This window comes from Candidatus Hadarchaeales archaeon (assembly GCA_038736355.1).
Classification (GTDB): domain Archaea; phylum Hadarchaeota; class Hadarchaeia; order Hadarchaeales; family WYZ-LMO6; genus WYZ-LMO6.
On sequence record JAVYML010000001.1, the window covers coordinates 148741 to 166143 of the forward strand.

Annotated in this window: 18 protein-coding genes; 6 read left to right on the top strand and 12 right to left on the bottom strand. The window is 56.1% G+C overall.

Annotation, left to right across the window (positions count from 1 at the left end; all coding sequences use genetic code 11):
• Positions 1 to 5: 5 nt before the first annotated feature.
• Entirely contained in the window at positions 6 to 1457 is a 1452-nt protein-coding gene (locus QXG22_00575; protein MEM0358495.1) for a homocysteine biosynthesis protein, read from the bottom strand.
• Positions 1458 to 1623: 166 nt separating this feature from the next.
• Here QXG22_00575 and nadA point away from each other — a divergent pair, with 166 nt between their 5' ends.
• A complete protein-coding gene (gene nadA, locus QXG22_00580; GenBank protein ID MEM0358496.1) occupies positions 1624 to 2556 on the top strand; it encodes a quinolinate synthase NadA in 933 nt (310 codons plus the stop codon).
• 16 nt (positions 2557 to 2572) lie between these two features.
• Positions 2573 to 3262 (top strand): formate dehydrogenase accessory sulfurtransferase FdhD, encoded by a 690-nt coding sequence (fdhD, locus tag QXG22_00585; protein ID MEM0358497.1) that lies wholly within the window; start codon positions 2573 to 2575, stop codon positions 3260 to 3262.
• On the opposite strand, the gene QXG22_00590 is transcribed toward fdhD, so the two are convergent.
• The gene (locus QXG22_00590) at positions 3251 to 4309 is read right to left on the bottom strand and encodes an MSMEG_0568 family radical SAM protein (protein MEM0358498.1); all 1059 of its coding nucleotides are present in this window, start codon (positions 4307 to 4309) and stop codon (positions 3251 to 3253) included. The two genes, fdhD and QXG22_00590, sit on opposite strands and share 12 nt — an antisense overlap.
• A 59-nt stretch (positions 4310 to 4368) precedes the next feature.
• On the opposite strand from QXG22_00590, the gene QXG22_00595 reads away from it, so the two are divergent.
• A complete protein-coding gene (locus tag QXG22_00595; GenBank protein ID MEM0358499.1) occupies positions 4369 to 5559 on the top strand; it encodes a cysteine desulfurase in 1191 nt (396 codons plus the stop codon).
• Here the strand turns inward: QXG22_00595 and QXG22_00600 are convergent.
• Genes QXG22_00600 through QXG22_00610 form a run of 3 tightly spaced genes read right to left on the bottom strand, consistent with a single transcriptional unit; the run spans position 5556 to position 7980 of the window.
• Complete coding sequence (locus QXG22_00600) at positions 5556 to 6242, bottom strand: phosphatase PAP2 family protein (protein ID MEM0358500.1); 687 nt, start codon at positions 6240 to 6242, stop codon at positions 5556 to 5558. The genes QXG22_00595 and QXG22_00600 overlap by 4 nt on opposite strands.
• Positions 6227 to 6940, bottom strand: a complete 714-nt coding sequence (locus QXG22_00605) for a DUF166 family protein (protein ID MEM0358501.1) — start codon at positions 6938 to 6940, stop codon at positions 6227 to 6229. Before QXG22_00605 ends, QXG22_00600 begins: the two co-directional genes overlap by 16 nt.
• Positions 6937 to 7980 carry a hypothetical protein gene (locus QXG22_00610; GenBank protein ID MEM0358502.1) on the bottom strand — a complete coding sequence of 348 codons (1044 nt, stop codon included), beginning with the start codon at positions 7978 to 7980 and terminating at the stop codon, positions 6937 to 6939. Before QXG22_00610 ends, QXG22_00605 begins: the two co-directional genes overlap by 4 nt.
• 36 nt (positions 7981 to 8016) lie before the next feature.
• Between QXG22_00610 and QXG22_00615 the strand changes: the two genes are divergently transcribed.
• Positions 8017 to 8583, top strand: a complete 567-nt coding sequence (locus tag QXG22_00615) for a DUF4443 domain-containing protein (GenBank protein ID MEM0358503.1) — start codon at positions 8017 to 8019, stop codon at positions 8581 to 8583.
• Here the strand turns inward: QXG22_00615 and QXG22_00620 are convergent, their stop codons facing one another.
• Genes QXG22_00620 through QXG22_00630 form a run of 3 tightly spaced genes read right to left on the bottom strand, consistent with a single transcriptional unit; the run spans position 8584 to position 10007 of the window.
• On the bottom strand, positions 8584 to 9015 hold the full coding sequence (locus QXG22_00620; GenBank protein MEM0358504.1) for a DUF4430 domain-containing protein: 432 nt from the start codon (positions 9013 to 9015) through the stop codon (positions 8584 to 8586).
• A 4-nt stretch (positions 9016 to 9019) separates the two neighbouring features.
• Positions 9020 to 9652 carry a hypothetical protein gene (locus QXG22_00625; protein ID MEM0358505.1) on the bottom strand — a complete coding sequence of 211 codons (633 nt, stop codon included), beginning with the start codon at positions 9650 to 9652 and terminating at the stop codon, positions 9020 to 9022.
• A 46-nt stretch (positions 9653 to 9698) separates the two neighbouring features.
• Entirely contained in the window at positions 9699 to 10007 is a 309-nt protein-coding gene (locus tag QXG22_00630) for a hypothetical protein (GenBank protein MEM0358506.1), read from the bottom strand.
• A gap of 101 nt (positions 10008 to 10108) precedes the next feature.
• On the opposite strand from QXG22_00630, the gene QXG22_00635 reads away from it, so the two are divergent.
• Together QXG22_00635 and QXG22_00640 are read left to right on the top strand one after the other, a co-directional pair.
• Complete coding sequence (locus tag QXG22_00635; GenBank protein MEM0358507.1) at positions 10109 to 10543, top strand: type IV pilin N-terminal domain-containing protein; 435 nt, start codon at positions 10109 to 10111, stop codon at positions 10541 to 10543.
• 38 nt (positions 10544 to 10581) lie between these two features.
• A complete protein-coding gene (locus tag QXG22_00640) occupies positions 10582 to 12306 on the top strand; it encodes a hypothetical protein (GenBank protein ID MEM0358508.1) in 1725 nt (574 codons plus the stop codon).
• Here QXG22_00640 and QXG22_00645 read toward each other — a convergent pair whose 3' ends face one another.
• The 4 genes from QXG22_00645 to QXG22_00660 are packed head-to-tail and all read right to left on the bottom strand — an operon-like array spanning position 12307 to position 17379.
• On the bottom strand, positions 12307 to 13065 hold the full coding sequence (locus QXG22_00645) for an RAD55 family ATPase (protein ID MEM0358509.1): 759 nt from the start codon (positions 13063 to 13065) through the stop codon (positions 12307 to 12309). It lies immediately after the preceding gene.
• A gap of 11 nt (positions 13066 to 13076) precedes the next feature.
• A complete protein-coding gene (gene minD, locus QXG22_00650; GenBank protein ID MEM0358510.1) occupies positions 13077 to 13808 on the bottom strand; it encodes a cell division ATPase MinD in 732 nt (243 codons plus the stop codon).
• 42 nt (positions 13809 to 13850) lie between these two features.
• A complete protein-coding gene (locus QXG22_00655; GenBank protein ID MEM0358511.1) occupies positions 13851 to 15653 on the bottom strand; it encodes a type II secretion system F family protein in 1803 nt (600 codons plus the stop codon).
• Positions 15637 to 17379: a type II/IV secretion system ATPase subunit gene (locus tag QXG22_00660; GenBank protein ID MEM0358512.1), complete on the bottom strand. Its 1743-nt coding sequence runs from the start codon at positions 17377 to 17379 to the stop codon at positions 15637 to 15639. Before QXG22_00660 ends, QXG22_00655 begins: the two co-directional genes overlap by 17 nt.
• Positions 17380 to 17403: the final 24 nt, after the last annotated feature.

Genomic DNA, 17403 nt, shown 5'->3' on the forward strand with positions numbered 1-17403 from the left:
TGGAACTACTTCCTTTTTCCCACCAACCTCGAGAGGTCGTCGCTGGTGAGGATTCCCGTGACCTCCCCGCGCTCGTTCACCACGGGCACGCCCGAAATCCCGTGGATTTCCAGCGATCTGGCCACCGAATCCACTGGCTCTTCCTCCCTGGCCGTGATCACCCTCGTGGTCATGATCTCCGAGACCTTCACCTTCCCCGTACCCACGGAGGTGGCGATGTCCCAGGAGGTGATGATGCCCACCAGCTTTCGATGCTCGTCCACCACCGGGAGGTGGTCGAAGCCCTTCTCCGCCAGGATCCTGGCGGCTTCCGTTATGGGACAATCCGGTCCCACCGTCACCACCCCTTTGGTCATCACCTCCTTCACTAGGGGTACGGGTGTTTTTTCCCTCATGGGTTTGAAGACCCTGTCCGTGGGCAGTTTTTCCACGGGTTCGGAGAGGAAAAACTCTCCCTTCTCTATCCAGCGCTTGAGGACTTCGGCTATCTCCCTCGCCATCCTAAAACTGCTCAGGGGACTGACCGGCACCTCCTTCTTCCCTATCTCTATCTTTCCGGACCTGAGCTCTGCATAGGTCACCTCCTTCACCACCGGCCTCTCCCTCCTGGGAACACCGTAGTCCAGCACCTGCGTCTTCAGCTGGGTCTCATCCATGCCTGCCGTTCTCGCCACCTCTTCATCCAAGATGGGGATAGGTATTCCCAATCCCACGTAGAGGGAAGTTCCGTACCTGTAGATGGTACATCCCCTGAGGTACCTAGGACTCATGCGCTTGAGGTCCCCTACAACCGCTATGGTACCCAGACCCTTCGCGGGGAAATGCTGGGTTCCCTCCCAAGCTATATAGCCTTGGGCCCCTCCCAAGAAAATCCTAGTACCTATACCTATGGTCCTGTAGGCTGGGTCCCTCCCGAGGGGCCCCAGCACCCCCGCCCCAGAGAAGGTCACATTACCGTAATTGGGGAGGAGGGTTCCCATGTAGGTATAGAGTGTTTCCTCGCGCGAGTTAGTTGCCGCGTTGTACCTCTGGTAGGCAGTGCGGGGACAATAGAGTACGGCCTGGTTGAGGTCGTGGATGGTGATGGTGGTCTCCACCTCTCTCCTAGGATAACAATCCGTGCCGTAACCCCTCCCCCTGAGTTCCACCTCCTTTCCGCTGACCAAATCCTCTATGACGTGTCCTCCACCGTACTCCATTCCCCTCGTTCTGGAAAGGGAGGTGGCCCCCAGATAAACGTCCACGGCCGCCAATCCCGCATAGGCCGGAACCTCGTTGAGATAGACCTCACCTCCCCCGAACTTGATGGGGGGATCGGCATGCCCGAAGTTGAGGAAAACCCCCGAACTGCACATCGCTCCGAAAGTACCCGTCGTGACCACGTCCACCTCCCTGGCCGCGACGGCTTCCCCCTTTTCCCTCACTATCTCCACCATCTCCTCGGCCGTTACGACCACCGCTTCCCCTCGACGGATTTTCTCGTTTATTTCCGCTATGGTCTTCAGAAAACCACCGAGTGGTTTCGTAAAACTCCTAATATATACCTTTCCTAGAAAAAATAACTCTGGGTTATAAGAGGGAATTCTTTTCGAAAACTTTAAGGGAAAAAACCGAAGGGGAGTGGTGGAAGTCCAAGAACTCGGCGAAAGGATAGAGGGTCTGAAAAGGGAGAAGAAGGCCGTGATTCTGGCCCACAACTACCAAAGACCGGAAGTGCAAAGGATAGCCGACTTCGTGGGTGATTCGCTGGAACTCGCGAGGGCCTCCGCGAAGATAGAGGCCAAGCTGGTGGTTTTCGCGGGGGTGGATTTCATGGCGGAAATGGCCGCCATGCTCAATCCGGAGAAGAAAGTGGTGATTCCCGATCCGAAGGCCAGATGTCCCATGGCCTCCCAGCTCCCCCCACAACTCGTGAGGGAAGCCAGGAAAGAACATCCCGAGGCGGCTGTGGTCCTTTACGTCAACTCCCTTGCCGAAGCCAAGGCGGAGGCCGATGTGGTCTGTACTTCCGCCAACGCTCCCCAAATCGTGAACGCCCTGGAAGAGGACGAGGTGCTCTTCGGGCCCGATCGTAACCTCGCTTGGTTCGTACAGCAACGCACCTCCAAGAAAATCCTCCCCCTACCCGAGGACGGACACTGCTACGTGCACAGGATGTTCTCCCCAGAAGACATCCTCCTGCTGAAGGAACGCTATCCCGATGCGGAGGTTCTGGTGCATCCAGAGTGCGATCCCGACGTCCAAAGGCTTGCCACCCACATCTGCAGCACGAGCCAGATGTTGAGAAGGGCCAAGGCTTCCCAGGCGAGGAGGTTCATCATAGCTACGGAAGTGGGCATGCTGGAAAGACTGAGGAAGGAGAACCCTGGAAAGGAATTCATACCCGCGCTGGATTCGGCCCTCTGCCTCCAGATGAAGAAGAACACTCTGGAAAAGGTTTACCTCTCCCTTCGAGACGAGAGACATGTGGTGAGGGTACCGGAAGAAATTGCAGCCAGGGCGAGAAGGGCCATAGAACGTATGCTGGAGATTTCGGGGAGGGCTGCCCACGACTGATCTCTTCAGGAAGAAGGTGTTGAAGATCGACCTCTCGAAGGGGGAAAGGAAGGAAGTGGAGGAGGAGGTGGCAGAGGACAGACCCATCCGTCTCTTCCTGAACGGTAAACCCCTCCTCACCCTTTACGCCACACCCTCCCATCTGAGGGAACTCGCCCTGGGATACCTCTTGGGGGAGGGATTCCTGCGGGGAAGGGAGGAGGTGGAGGGGGTGTGGGAGGAGGGAACGGAAGTTCACGTGAGGCTAAAAGCCCTCCATCCCCCGGATCCGAACCTTCTAGGGGTCAGGCGAAAGGAAAAACGCTTTAAGGCCTCCATCGTCTCCAAGGCCATGGCCCTCCTACACTCCTCAACGGAGCTCTTCAGGAAGACGGGGGGAACCCATGCAGCCGCCCTCTTCACGGAAGAGGGAAGGATGGAGGTCTGCATGGAGGATGTGGGAAGATACAACGCGGTGGATAAGGTGCTGGGATGGGGGATGGAGAGGGGTGTAGATTTCGGCGGATGCTTTTTGGGCTTCACCGGAAGGGTACAGGAGGGGGTGGTGGCGAAGTGTTTGAGGGCGGGCCTTCCCTTGCTCGCTTCCCTTTCCGCTCCCCTAGCTTCCGGAATAAGGCTGGCCGAGGAAGGGGGATTGACCCTGGTGGGCTTCGCCAGGGGATCCCGTCTCAACGTTTACACCCATCCCGAACGTCTAGAGCTTTAGGAGGGCATCAAGACCGCAGGCCCTGCAACGTGCGCATCCGCTCTTGATATGGGCTGAGAGGGCCCCAGCCCTCCTGTACTCTCCCTCCACTTCCGAAAGGAGCTTTTCCAGTGTGGAAGGTTTGGGAGGAGAGACCTCCCCCAAGGGAGTCCCGGGAGTAGGCCTGAAGGGGACGGGTCTGGGAAAAACCCCCATCTCCAACATGGCCCTCACCCCCTCCACCAGGCTCATGTGGGACTCACCCAATCCTATCAGGAGGAAGGAATTGACCTGCCATTTCCCAAAGATCTCCACCGCTTCCCTCCACCTCCTGAAATATTGTTCCCTTGGAACCTCCGCCTTTCCCGGGCAGACCCTCCTCCTCACCCTTTCATCGTAGAACTCGAGATGCATTCCCACCGTGTCCACCCCAGCTTCCTTCAGCTCCTCCAGGCTCTCCGGATCCTCTGGGGGCTCCAAATGGACTTCCGTGGGAAGATCCACCTTTTCCCTGATCTTCCTCACGGTTTCCGCTAGAACCCTAGCCCCCCTATCGGGGGTTGCCAACGTCCCCGTGGTGATCAAAAGATGCTTGACCAAACCTTCCTCTAGGGCGGCCTTGGCCACCTCCACCAGCTGCTCAGGAGTTTTCCTTATGAGGGGGTCCTTCTCTCCGTAAACTTGAATGGCGCAGAACTTGCACGCCTTTCCCTGTGCCCACCTCCAACAGGAGGAGAGGAGGGTGGTGGCCAGACAATCCCTCCCGTGGAGCTTGGCCACCCTATGCATGGGAATGCCATCGGAGGTCTTCTTGCGATAGAACTTGGGGAGGGGAAGCAGGGAAACCTGTACCAGCCGCTCCTCCCCCCTCCAAATCCATCCTTCCCTGAGCTCGAAGGGTGAGCGGGAAACGAAGTTCCCCCTGAGGGGAACGTTGAGGACCACCCCATCTGGAAAGATCATGCACCTACCTCCAGAGGGACCCGCCCCTCCCTTCCTCCCCCTGTAGATGCCCCTGCTCCTAGCACCCAAGGAAAGGAGGGAGAGCTCCAGCTTCCTCAGCTCCATCCTTTTCCCTTTTTCCTCCAACTTTACGGCTTTTACGATGGCCGGAGGGAAAGGAAGAGATGAAGGTGGAGGAAATAAGGGAGGACTTTCCCATCCTGGCCTCGGGTATCATTTACCTCGACAATGCCTCCACGAGTCTCACCCCGGAACCCGTTCTCAGGAAAATGCTGGAATTCTACCGGGAATACCGGGCGAACGTGGGAAGGGGGATACACAGGCTCTCAAGGAGGGCAGGCGAGGAGCTTTCGGAAGCCAGGGAGAAAGTGCGCAAGTTCATTGGAGCGAGATCGGAGGGGGAAATCATCTTCACGAAAAATACCACGGAGGGCATCAACCTGGTGGCGAGGGGGCTGGGGTGGGAAAGGGGGGACAGGGTAGTAACCACCCTCCTCGAGCACCATTCCAACTTCCTTCCCTGGCTCAGGCTGAGGGAACGCGGGGTGGAGGTGAGGGTGGTAAGGCCCGATCGGGAAGGTGTGCTGAGACCGGAGGTGTTCGAGGGGGAAGTGGAGGGAGCCAAGCTGGTGACCCTGACCCACGTTTCCAACGTTTTGGGAAGCGTCAACCCCGTGGAGGAAATAACGAGGCTTGCCCACGAGCATGGAGCCAGGGTGCTGGTGGATGCCGCCCAGTCCGCACCCCATCTTCCCCTCCAAGTGGAGAAGATGGGATGTGATTATCTGGCCTTCTCGGGGCACAAGATGCTGGGACCCACGGGCATAGGCGTCCTCTACGTGAGGGAGGAGTGTCTGGAGGAACTCGAACCCCTTTGCCTGGGAGGAGGAACCGTGGAGGAGGCCTCCTCCAGCGGATATTCCCTCACGGTCTCCCCGGAGAGGTACGAAGCAGGCACCCTCCCCATAGCCGAGGCCCTAGGACTGGGTGAAGCCATAGAATACCTCGAAAGGGTGGGGTTCGGGGCCCTTGCCTCCCACGAGAGGGAAGTGGTCAGACGCCTGCAAAAGGGATTGGAGGGGATAGCTGGTGTGGAGGTCTACGGGCCCTCCGATCCCAACCGAAGGGTGGGGATCGTCCCCTTCAACGTGGAGAAAAGGGATCCCCACGAGGTTGCCACCCTCCTGGACCGCTCGAACATCATGGTGAGATCCGGCCACCACTGCGCCCTTCCCCTCCACCGGGAGTTCCTACGTCTTCCGGGCACGGTGAGGGCCTCCGTGTACCTCTACAACACCTTGGAAGAGGTTGAAAGGTTGGTGGGAAGGGTGGAGGAAATCGTGCACGGACCCTAGCGGGAAAGCCGGGTCGGTGAAGGGAGGGCTTCGAGCACCTTTCTGAAGGGTCTCAGGAGGAAGAAGAGGGAAAGGAAGGCATAGAAGCAGCCAGCCACCAAATCCTGCCAGTAGTGCTCACCGAGGTAAAGGGTGGAGAACATCAAAAGGATCCAGCTCACCCCCCAAACGAGGGAGGGGCCCTTCCCGTGTCTCCTGACGAAGAAGAAGGCCAGGAAACCGTTGGCGGCATGGAGGCTGGGAAAGGCCCCATGGGGAAAGGCGTTGAACCTCTCCGTGAGCCCGAAAAGCTCCTCCCTCACATCCCTCACCTCGGGTATGGCCAGACGGGGAGGGGAGACGGGAAAGAAAAACCAAGTGAGGAAGCCCAGCAACTGGCAGAAGGCGAAGATCCAGAAGTACTCCTTGAAGGCTTCCACATCCTCGAAGAAGAGGAGGAAGGCCGCCGTGGCGTAGATCAGAAAGAGGTAGCCGAAGGAATATACGGCCACCCACCACCTGTCGGAAAGTTCCCCGGAGAGATGCTCCTGTAGGAAGAGCACTTCCCTTCCATCAAAGGCATGGGGGGAGGATGGGGTGGGAAAGACCCTGGGAAGGGCATCGAGGACTAGGGTGAGGAAAAGGAAGAGGAGGAAGGGAGGGAGGAGTCCTTTGAACTTCCTCACGATCATCTTTCCCCGCATTTGTATCCACCCAAGAAGAGTCTCTCCCTCTGGGCGTACCTCTCTTCCATTTCCCTCACGAGGGCCTCGAACTCTTCCTTCCCCACTGCCCCAGTTTCCACCAGGGCCTTGGCGAGCTCCCTGGCCTGCACCACCTCCGCCAGCTCCCTGTCGCACGTCCTTCCGAAGGCGGGTGCCCTACAGTTCTGCCCCACCCTGAGCCCGAAATACCTGACGGTCTCCGGAGAAGCCGGTCTTCCCTCCAGGGTGCGGGAGGCCTCGGCCGTGGAACCACAGGGGGATTCCCTGAGGAGCTCCACCTTCACTATCCTTCCGTCCCTAACCTCCAGCCCGAACTTGGGCCTGCCGAAAAAACGGGAGAATTCATCGAAGGCCCTTACCCCCGTTTTCCCCTCCAGAGAACACATGGTTGGAGGGGCTAGCACGTGGGGATTCCTCTCCCTGGCTTGGCGCAGAAAACCCTCTCCGAAGCTCACCGCCAGCAGAGTGGGCACTCCCTTCCCAGCCACCTCGAGGGCCACGTCCGGATGCCTGACGTAGGAAAGGTAGAGATCGCAGGGGGGAAGTTCGAGTTCCAGTTCATCCACCACCTGTGAGGAAGGGAAATCCACGAGGATCCATTCCACCTCGAACTTCCTGCCCACCCTCTCCCTTGCCCTCTCCCCATACTTCCCATCCGAAATTATTCCAACCCTCACCTCCTCCCCCCCTCGAAAATCTTCCTGAGCTTCGCCGCCAACTCCTCGGGCATGGTCTCCACCACGGGCTCGTACTGAAACCTTTCCATGAATCCACTGTCGCTGGTGTAGAGGGGACGGAGGGGGGGACGGGAGATGAGCCTCAGGTTGAGCCTGTGGTACTTCTTTCCCCTCCCATCCTCCGGGCCCGAAAAGGAAGTGAGGTTGAAGGTCTCAACCCCCAACTCCGCGTACCCCCTGAGGACCGAGGAAAGCCCCTCCGCCAGCTCCCCCACTCCCTCTTCCCCCACCTCTCCAAAACAAGAAGCCTCCTTGAAAACTGCCCAGACCTCGTTCTGGCCTTGGGGGGCGAAGGCAGCCAGCCAGCCTATCCTTTCCCCTTCCCCTATCCATCTCTCTCCCCTCCTGCGTTCCTCCCTCAACAGGTCCGACCAGAAATTCCTCCCCGTTCTCCTCCTGTACCTCTTACCTCCTTCCAGTACTTTCTCCAACCAAAAGGTGGGTGTACGGTCGACTAGGAGCTGGAAGTGGGGATGAACGATGCTGGCGGCAGCGGAGGGGAGATGGTTCCAGTTGAGCATCGCATAAACGGCCCTCGGTTCCACTCCCTTCACCCTCTCAAAGTATTCGAAGGAGAGACGGAGGGCATCCTCCAGCATCCTGGAATGGAAGTCCCTAACGGTTAGGAGATGCTCCCTGCTCAATACCACCACTGCATGGAACTCGGCGAAGGGGAAGAGGTTGGGGAAGAGTGTCGCCTCACCCTTCCTCATCCTCTCCTCTCCGAATTCTGGAGGAAGCTTGGGCGTGGAATCCTCCAAGTTTTCTGGACAGAAGAAGCAACCCTTGGCGGATTCCCTCAGGAGATCCAAGGGGCTTTCCCCCATCGCCTGCCTCACCCTTTTTGCCCTCTCGAGGTTGATCCTGCTCCATCTCCCCGTGAGGGGATCCTCCCTGAACTCCACCTTCTGGACCACCTCGTTGAATCCCTGTAGGGGACTGAGGAAACGGACCTCCCTCACTTCCTTGCGGAAGAGCATCACCCTATTAAGGGAAGGGGAAATATAGGTGATGACATGGGCAGGGGGCCCCTTCCCAAGTTCACCGAAGTCCATGTGAGGGCGGCGCTGGAACTCATCCACAGGATGGGAAGGGTGGGAAGACCCCTCCTCGGGAAGAAATTGGGATTGGGGGAGGGAAGTACCAGGGACCTCCTCCTTCTCCTCAAGAAGAGGGGACTGGTGAAACCTTCCCGGGGAGGACACGTCTTGACCGAGAAGGGGAGGAAGAAACTCGGGGAGCCCATGAAGTTTGTGAAGCTGGATTGTGGTGAGCTCACGGTGGGCGAGGTGGATGTGGCCGTGTTGGTGAAGGATGCGGCGGAAAAGGTAAGGGGAGGAATAGAGGAAAGGGACGAAGCCATCAAGATGGGGGCTCAAGGAGCCACCGTTCTCGTCTTCAAGGAAGGAGGGCTCTACTTTCCAGACAGCGGAAAGAGGGTGGAGGGAAGGATAGGGAAGGAACTGGTGGAGAACCTGAAACCGAGGGAAGGTGATGTGATCATCATAGGAACGGGAAAAAATGAAGTGGAAGCGGAAATGGGTGCGAGGGCAGCGGCCATGAGGCTGGAAAGGAAAAGGTGATTACCAGCTCGGTACCTCGTACCTGAACTTCACGTTTTCTCCGTCCCTGAGCTCGTAAGAACCTGCACCCACGCTGGCATACTTCCATTGATGGTTCTCCCAGATGTAGAACATCCAATACTTGCCCTCACTGGGATTATTGCTGAGCCCATTGATGGAGGTGATGAACTCCCCCAATCCGGGATAGTACTTCGTTTCTACCTTGGCCACCCTCTTGAGGGCATCCAAAGCCGTGGCCCCCTTCGCGAGACTCAGCCGGTGGGAAAGTTCTGCTTCCCCGTTGTCTATGACCACTCCCACGTCCACGGTCAGGATGGTTCCCTGGAGCTCCCTCAGGTCCGCGCGCAGGTCCGAAACCTCGTAAGCCAAGTACACCGTCCCCATGGCCATCACCACCAGCACCACCAGAATGGCCTTGGTCACCTCTTCCATCCTCTCACCTCCTTTCCGTTGTGGAAACGGAAGCCCCCACCCTTATCGGGATGGGGACTTCGAGCCTGATCTTGGTGCTTAGTTTCAACAAACCCACGAGCGGAGGAACGAAGAAGAGGGAAGAAAGGTGGTAGAGGGTAAAGGGCACCTGCAGGAGGAAAGCCGTGAACCATGTAGAAAGGGAGGTGAGGGGACCGTAGAACCCTGTGAGGGGACTGCCTATTATACCCGTCCAGAAATCGAAGAGGAGGATGGCTATGGCTGCCGTGAGGGTAGTTTTCCCCACCAAACGCCAGAAGCCGGAGAGGGGGGAGAGCTTGTTCCTAGTGGCCAACCACCAGACCATCAGAAAGCCCGACCAGGTAAAGAGGTAAATCCGGTGAAGTCCCCAGAAGAGGAGATCCACCAGCACTACTCCCCCAAGGACGAAGAGTCCGAAGGTCTTCCCCAGCTTCTTTTCCGCCTCCCCCACACCCCAAAGGTAAGTGGAACCGGTCACCACCAAAACTGGTATCACCAGCTCCATGTTGGGGAGGGTGAGCCCCTTCAGGTACAGGAGCTTGCTCACCCCGGCCAGTGAAAGGCAAATCCCGGCGAAAATCCAAAGCCTTTTCCTCAACTTTTCCTCAATTCCCATCTTATTGGATATATTGTCCAATATAAAAATCTTCGGAAGAAAAAAATTAAGGTCTTTTGTAGAGATAAAACCCTATCCACTCCTCCAGCACTCCCACCAGTCTCCTCCTGAGTTCCTCTCCCTTTACCCCATCCCTGCGGAGGGCAGAAATTCTGGAATGAAGAAAAGCTGAGTTGAATACATCCTTTATCCAACGCTCAAAGTCTCCCCTGTAGAGATGGAACTCCAACGACTCCGTACCCACTCTTTTCACGGCCTCCAAGAATTCCAGAAGGCTTTGGGCCTGTATCCCAAGGGGTCTGTCCATGCCGGAATAGAAGTGGAAGGGGGCTTCCACCTTTCTAGCAGGATCCATTCTTTTTTCTTTCTCATGCCACTAAAAAAAGAATACTTAATCCAATCGAAGAAATCGTTGGTATTCACAACCTTTAAATACATTATGGGACCTTTTTAAACGTGAGGCCAACGAGCGAAAGGGGAGTTTCACCGGTAGTTGGAGTAATCCTGCTGATAGCCATAACGGTGACGCTGGTAGGCATTGTGGCGACGCTGGTGGGAGGACTCGGCGGCAAGGGAACACCGCCAACCATAAACATCCAAGTGAGGGCCAGAAGTGGCCCTGATAACCAAGTTCTTCTCACCCTCATCCACAATGGAGGGGACTCCGTCTCCCTGGCCGACCTCATAGTAAAGGCTGGAGATGACGAAACCTCCTTGGGAGAAAACAGGGCCCTCGGTACGGGTCTCTTCTCCGTGGGCAGCTCGATACAGGTCTGGGTGAAGTGTCCCACGGACTACCGGACCGACAACATCATTGCAGTTTGTGTGATCCACAAACCCAGCAACCAAATGATTCTGCCTTTCACCAACGTCACGGTAGAGGCCTCTTGATCCCGGTACCAATTTTGTCCCCATCGAAATCCCTTCGCATGCCCAACCTCAGGGAAGAGAAGGGAGTTTCCGAGGCCTTAGGGGCGGCAATGGTCCTGAGCATCCTCCTTGCGGCTTTCTCCACTTGGTATCCCACCTACGTCCGTTCCTCCGTTTACGACAGCGAGGCCAAACACATGGAAGAAGTCCGTGATGCCTTCTTGAAACTCCAGTCAGGAATAAGCATGTTGGAGAAAGGACAATCGATGTTGGTGAATCTGAGAATGCAGGGTGAAAAACCACGTTTCGTTCCCGCCCCAGGAAAGGTAGGAAGGGTACTGGTCCGTGGCGGTCCCCAGTCCGGCGTGGGTTCCCTCTTCACCGAGAGCCTTGGATCACAACCCTGCCCCGAAAGCTTGAAGGGAGAGGGAGGAGGATGGTATGAACTCAGCCCTTTGGTCTTTTTGGAAAAGTTCTGGAGCATGGAAAACTGGGAAATGCTTCTAGAAGTCGATGACCCCAACACTCCTTCCCCGGAATGGACGCCCCTCAAATCCGCAACCATGGATGGATCAGGCTCCATCCACGTATCCGCCTTCTGTACGGATCCTTGGTCAGAGAGTAGGGAGAGTTGTTGGTGGGTAAGAACCCTCAACACCCCTGTGGGGGAAAAGGCTCAGAAAATAACCATAGGGGGAAAGCTGATGTTCGTGACCGATAGGGGAGAAGGTTCGATAAGGGTCGAGGTGGAAGACAACGGAAAATGGAAAATGGTTTACACGAGATCCTGGAATCAAAACACCAACGGATGGGTGAGGTTCGAAAACTTCTACCAGATAGAAAACTCCATCACCAGGATGAGGTTGTATTTACAGGTGAGTACCTCTACCTTCCTTTATGACCGAAGGGCAGATCTTTGGATGGACGAGGTCTACCTTATCCTAGGACCTCCCTACAGGGTGGAGGCCGAGTACTCAAGTTCTCCTCTGGGATCCACGGGAGAGATAGAGCAACTCACCATTGCCACCCTCCTGAAAACCGAGGAAGCCTCGGCCCTCTGTACCCTCTCCATCCATAATCCCTCTACGGGAAATTGGGAAGATGTAAAAAGGAAAACTGTGGGCATGGAAGAGGAAAGTTGGGAGGTAGTCCTTTCGAATCCCCAGGCCTACTTCGGCTCGGATGGTAGGATCAGGCTCAGGCTCCAGGCGGAAAATCAAACCAACTTCTTTAGGCTTTACCAAGACTACCTGAGATTCTCCCTTGATTACAGAGGGGGAAGGAGCAGCGGTAGCGTGGAGTTCGAGATAAGGAACTCCCAATACCCCAGCCAAACCTACGTCTACGAGGATGGTGGGGTGATCCTCCTCCAAGATGGAGGGGGTGCCATGCTTTCCACACCTGCCATGCTTTCCTTCAGGGAAAGAACGGAAAACGAGGTCGAAATCTGGGTGAACCGCTATTTCTTGGTAGGGGGAGATTCTTCCCTCTCCCAAAGCGGATACGTATCCCTCAAGGTCACCCTCTTAGACTCATACTGGGGAGTCCAGGCGGGGGAGAAACCCAACAGGGAAAATGTAGTCCTGGAGATAAAATCACCGAGGATGGCAGTCTGGAGGAAGTATCTCCACAACCTGCAAGAGGAACTGAACCGGGTGGGTTTGAACGCCCTTCTGGATGAGAACAGGAATGTCCTCACCATCTTGGGGAAAGTGGTGGAGGGCGGAAAGAAAGACATCTACTACTTCGAGCGGATATACGAGTTCTCCATCCAAGCCAAATAGTTAAATTCCCCTTATCAGCTCCTGTTTCGTGACCTGAAGGCCCAAGGGTGGAACGAAGGAAATTTCGAAAACGGCCTCCCCCCATAGGGAGGAGGGTAGCCTCCTGAGCCTCCTAGCGTACATGGCCCTCTTCCTCTTGTAGGGTCCTAGCCTAACCCACTCGAAGCAGAATACCACATCGGCACATTCCTCGAGCTCCTGCAGGTTCTCCCCACCCAACTTGGTCTCGAGGGGAGCGTAGATCAGACAATTTCCCCACTCTTTGCTCTCCCTTTGAAGTTTGCGCAGGAAGAGGAGGAACTTCCTCCACTCCTCCTCGCGGAGGAAAGGCAAGAAATCTGTGAGTTCGGAAAGGATGACCAAGCTGTTCCTTCCCTCCTCCCTCAAGAAGTGGTGGAGGGAATCCAAGAGCTCATCCCAAGCTCGGAGGGGGGAGAAATACTGCTCCGAGAAATCCTTGAACCTAGCCCACTTCTCGAACTCCCTGTAAAGCTCCTCACCGAAACTCGAGGAAATCTCCTCCCTCAAATCCCCCTCACCGCGGGAAAAGGAAAGCCACCACACCCCTTCTGGCAAAACCTGCCCTCCCGCCGTTTCGAAGAGACCCGATTTGATGGCCGCCATCACCACGGAGGAAGTGAGGGCGAACTCATGGGGACCGGAGCCTATCTCCCCAAGAAGGAGGACCAAAGAACCCGCCGGAATCCCTCCTCCCAGAGACTCGTCCAATGAAAGGATTCCCGTGGGTATTCTCTTCAAGGACTCCCCCCTCAAGATTCTCCCACGAGCATTGTCGCCAGTTTCTTGATGGCCTTAGCGGCTGGTGATTTGGGCTTCCTAAGCACGAGCATCCTCCTCATCATAGCGCACTCCGCCACGGCCCGATCCTCTGGAATGGAAACTAAGACCTTCAGACCCATCCTCTTCTCTATCTCCCCCACCTCGAGCACCTTTGGCTTCCTGAAAAAGCCTAGGAAGGAAGACTTGGGCATACGGTTCAGCACCACTCCCCTACGCCTGACCTCCAGGGCCTCCGCCACCAGCAGGGTCTTGAAGGTGGACTCCAAGGCCAAGGGGTCGGGGGTGAGGATGAAGAGTACTTCATCCGCCGCCGCCAAGGGGGCCAAACTGTACCTGCTCACCCCAGGAGGGGTATCCAAGAGGATGAAGTCGTATTTGGGGGAAAGTTCCTTCACCACGGCCTCCAGTTTCCTAGGGGAAGATTTGAGAAAGCCTTCGAGGGTGGGACCGGAGGGAAGGAAGCTGATACCGTTGACTTTGTAGATGGCCTCCGTCACTCTTTTCTCACCCGAGAGAACATCGTGGAGGGTGGCGGGAAGCTGGGGGAGACCCATGAGGGCGGCGGCATTCCCCATGGCTAGGTCCCCATCTATCACCAATACCCTTTTTCCGAGCTGACCCAAACTCACTCCCAAGTTGAGGGTGGTGGTAGTCTTTCCCACCCCACCTTTTCCCGAGGCTATAGCCACAACCTTGGCCATCAGTTCCCCAAAGGTTTTGTCTGGAGGTTATTTTAGTTTTGCCTAGACCTTGAGGAAGAGGGAGAAAAGAGAAAAAGCCACGAGCATCAGGACAACGGAGTACTTCAATCCCGCCCTCAGGTCGCCCGAACTCGTCTGTCCCACCAGCAGACCGGCAAAAAATCCTTCTATCATGGCTGCATGCATGAAAAGATTCCTAATGGTGGACACGTTCGCAGCGTAGGAAAAGGCAGTTTCACCCACCTCCCTGTTCACGCTCATCACGCTACTCACCACCATGAAGGTGGAGAAGAGGAAAAGACCGAACATCATCAGGACTATGATCTTGTAGGAACCGAGGGCTGCCTCCCTCTTTTTTCTCAGTTCCTGCTTGTTCGCCACGTCCAGCATGAGGATGTCGAGCACGCCGGAAATGTCTTCGTCCGTCTCGCTCGATTTTTCTATCACCCTAGTCACATAAACGATGTCTCCAGAATCAGCCACCCTCTTCTCAAACCTTTCCAAGGCTTCCTTCGCCGAAATCCCCCAGCTCAAATCCCTTTTCATCTTCTTCGTCTCCCGCGTGAAGGGGCCCAAATCGGCGGAAGAAGTGACCTTGAGGGAAGCGGAAAGGGTGAGCCCGGACTTGATTCCGCTCGCCAAAGCCCTCAGGAAATCCAGTAGGGAACCCTCCAGATATCCTATCTTGGCCCTCTTCACTTCGTAGACTAGGGAATAGAAACCCAAGACGGCCAGAAAACCTAGAATGAAGCAGGAGGAGAGCTCTATCCCCAAATTCCTCCTGAGGAAGAAGAGCACGAGTGAGGTCAGGGGGATGCTGAAGAAAAAGGAGGTGGCTGGCTGTCGTGAGACCGCCTCCACGGGCTTCCTCACCAGTTGCCAGACCCACTTCAACAGTCTGCGGGGGAGGGAAATCCTCTTTATCTCCGCCTTCTCCTCCACGAGGGGCACTCCCGTGTACTCCTCCCTCAATCTTCCCCAGTGCCTACTCATGGGAAGCCTTCCCGGTAAGGCAAGGCTCACCATCACCAGGAAGAAAGAAGCCACGGCTGGAACCACGGCATAGGCTATGAGGTAGAGCCAGAGGTCAGAGTATCCTCCAAGTGGGCCGAGAAGGGAGAAGAGGATGAGCATCACGAGAGGGAAGAGGATGACGAGGTTGACGTAGAGCTCGCTGTAAAGCTCCAAGCTGGAAATGAGCTTCGAATGGTCGGCCTCGGCGTTGCGCTGGTATTCCATCCACTTGCTCGAGAAGTAAGAGGGAAGATCACCCCCGCTCTCTATGACGGAAGCCAAAACGTCGAGGAGCTCCCTGAACCTCTCCGAAGGGGTGCTCTGGGCAAGGTTCCTCAGGGCGGTTAGAGGATCCTGTCCAAGCTGCTCCACGTCCCTCATGAAGAGCTTGGCCTCATTCCTGAGCTCCCCGGCATCCTCATACCTGCTGAGTTCCCTGAAGATCTCCACCACTCCTGCCCCACCCCTGCTGAGGGCATACATGAAGCCTATGGTCTGTGGCAGGGCGAGGTTTATCTTGTAGGCCCTATTCTTGGCGATGAAACCTGGGATGAGGAGGAAAAGACGGTAGAGGGCCATCCAAAAGCCCAAGCTTAGCAGAATACCCACTGTCACGCCCAGAGGGGAGAACCTTCCCAGCAACCCAAGGATAGAGAAAAAGAGGATGAGAGAGAGGGAAACCAGCAAACTGTAGAGGAGGGAGATACTGACGTAAACTTCCACCGAAACCCCCATCCTTGCCCTCTTCAAATCCCTCTTCAGGGCTTCCTGTTCCTCCCTCTTCACCCACCTGTGGAAGAGTCTGAAGGCTAGCTTACTCAGAGGGGGCATGGGAAGTTCCTTCCTCCTTGATCTTCTCCAGTACCTTCTCGGGCTCGAAGTAGTATTGTCTGATGACCCTCGCCACCTCTTCTATTTTCCTTATGTCCCTCTCCACCATGTACTCCAACACGGCCTTCCTGTTCGCCAGCTCTTTCTCCAACCTAGTGGGACCCCAACCCCTTTCCTTGGCTATTTCAGCCAAGACGAGGGAATCCCCCAGCTTCCTGAACTTATCCGTCAGGTTATCCCTCTCGAAGAGCCTGTTGATGCTAAGAGCACCCGTCTCCGCATCCACCCCACCTATTTCGACTATGCTTTGGTTCCTCCTCACCCTCACCTCCTTGAAGTAGGTGAGGTTTTGGAGGCAGACGATGTCCAAGGCAGAAAGCATGTGATGGGGTACGTTCAGGGGCTCCCCCTCCAGCCTGAGCACCATCTCCTCCACTGATCCCGCATGCATGGTGGAATAGCATGTATGTCCTGTGGTCATGGCTTGGAAGAGGGTCAGGGCCTCAGGGCCCCTCACTTCTCCCACGATGAGGACTTCCGGTCTCTGCCTGAGGGCTTGCATGAGGAGATCGTACATGGTAATGGCCTTCTCTCCGGGGGCTGGACGGGTAACGTTGGCTACCCAATTCTCCTGGTAAAGGAAGAGCTCCCTTGTGTCCTCTATGGAAATGATCTTGGCATCGGGAGGGATGAAGAGGGTGAGGGCGTTGAGGGTGGAGGTCTTTCCGCTTGCCGTCCCTCCTATGATCATGATGTTCTTCTTGTTCTCGGTCGCCAGCCAGAGATAGGCCAACATCTCAGGGGAGAAGGTTCCAAGCTTGATGAGGTCTACCGGAGTGAAGGGTTCCTTCCTGTACTTGCGGATGGTGAAGGTGCTTCCCCTTGCCGTTACCTCTTTGCCCAGGGTGGCTTGAAGTCTGTATCCCTCCGGAAGGGAGGCATCTACCGTGGGCTTTCCCAAGGAAATCTGCTTCCCAGCCCTTTCCACCAGCCTACCCACGAAGAGGTCTAGCTCCAAGGAATCTGTGAAAACGAGGTTGGTCTTGAGGTTCTGATAGTTCTGGTGGTAGAGGAAGAGGGGTATCCCCAGCCCATCGCAGGAGATATCCTCTATTCTGGGATCCTTCATCAGCACGTCGATTTTCCCATAGCCCACGTAATTCCTCTTCAGATAGTAGAGGAATTTCTGCAGGGTTTCCTCCTTTACCCATATCCCCCTCTCGTCGAGAATTTGCTCCACCGCCTCCTTCAACACCAGATCCCTGTCCTCGCCCTCGGTGTAGGGGAGTCTGTCGAGGAGGTCCCTGTGTAGCGTTTCGAGGAGGGACTTCTCCGTGGGGGTGAGGCTTGGCTCCACTACGTGATAAAGGCGCTCGTTCTTGGAGGGATTATAGAGAATGGCCACCCAAGCAAAGGGTCTGACCACCCAGTAGCGTTCTTCCTCCACGTATCCCGGTGGGGGAGCGAAGAGCGTGTACTTCTCAAATTCCTTTTTCTCCTCTATCCTCTTTTGGAGGAGCCTCATCCTAAGCTCCTCCAAGAAGTCGTCCTCATAAAGAGTTTCGAGGGAGTCCTTGGAAGATTTTTTAGCTGGTGGAGGGGGTGTCGAAGTCGTCAAGGATACTTGTCCTCCTTCCTCCTTTCTCTCGGTCTTCCCCGGGGAAAGCCTTTCCTTCAACTTGGCCAAAGTCCCCAACAGCCCGCTTCCGCTTTCTTCCGAAATCATTCTCCCATTACCTCCTCCTTCCTC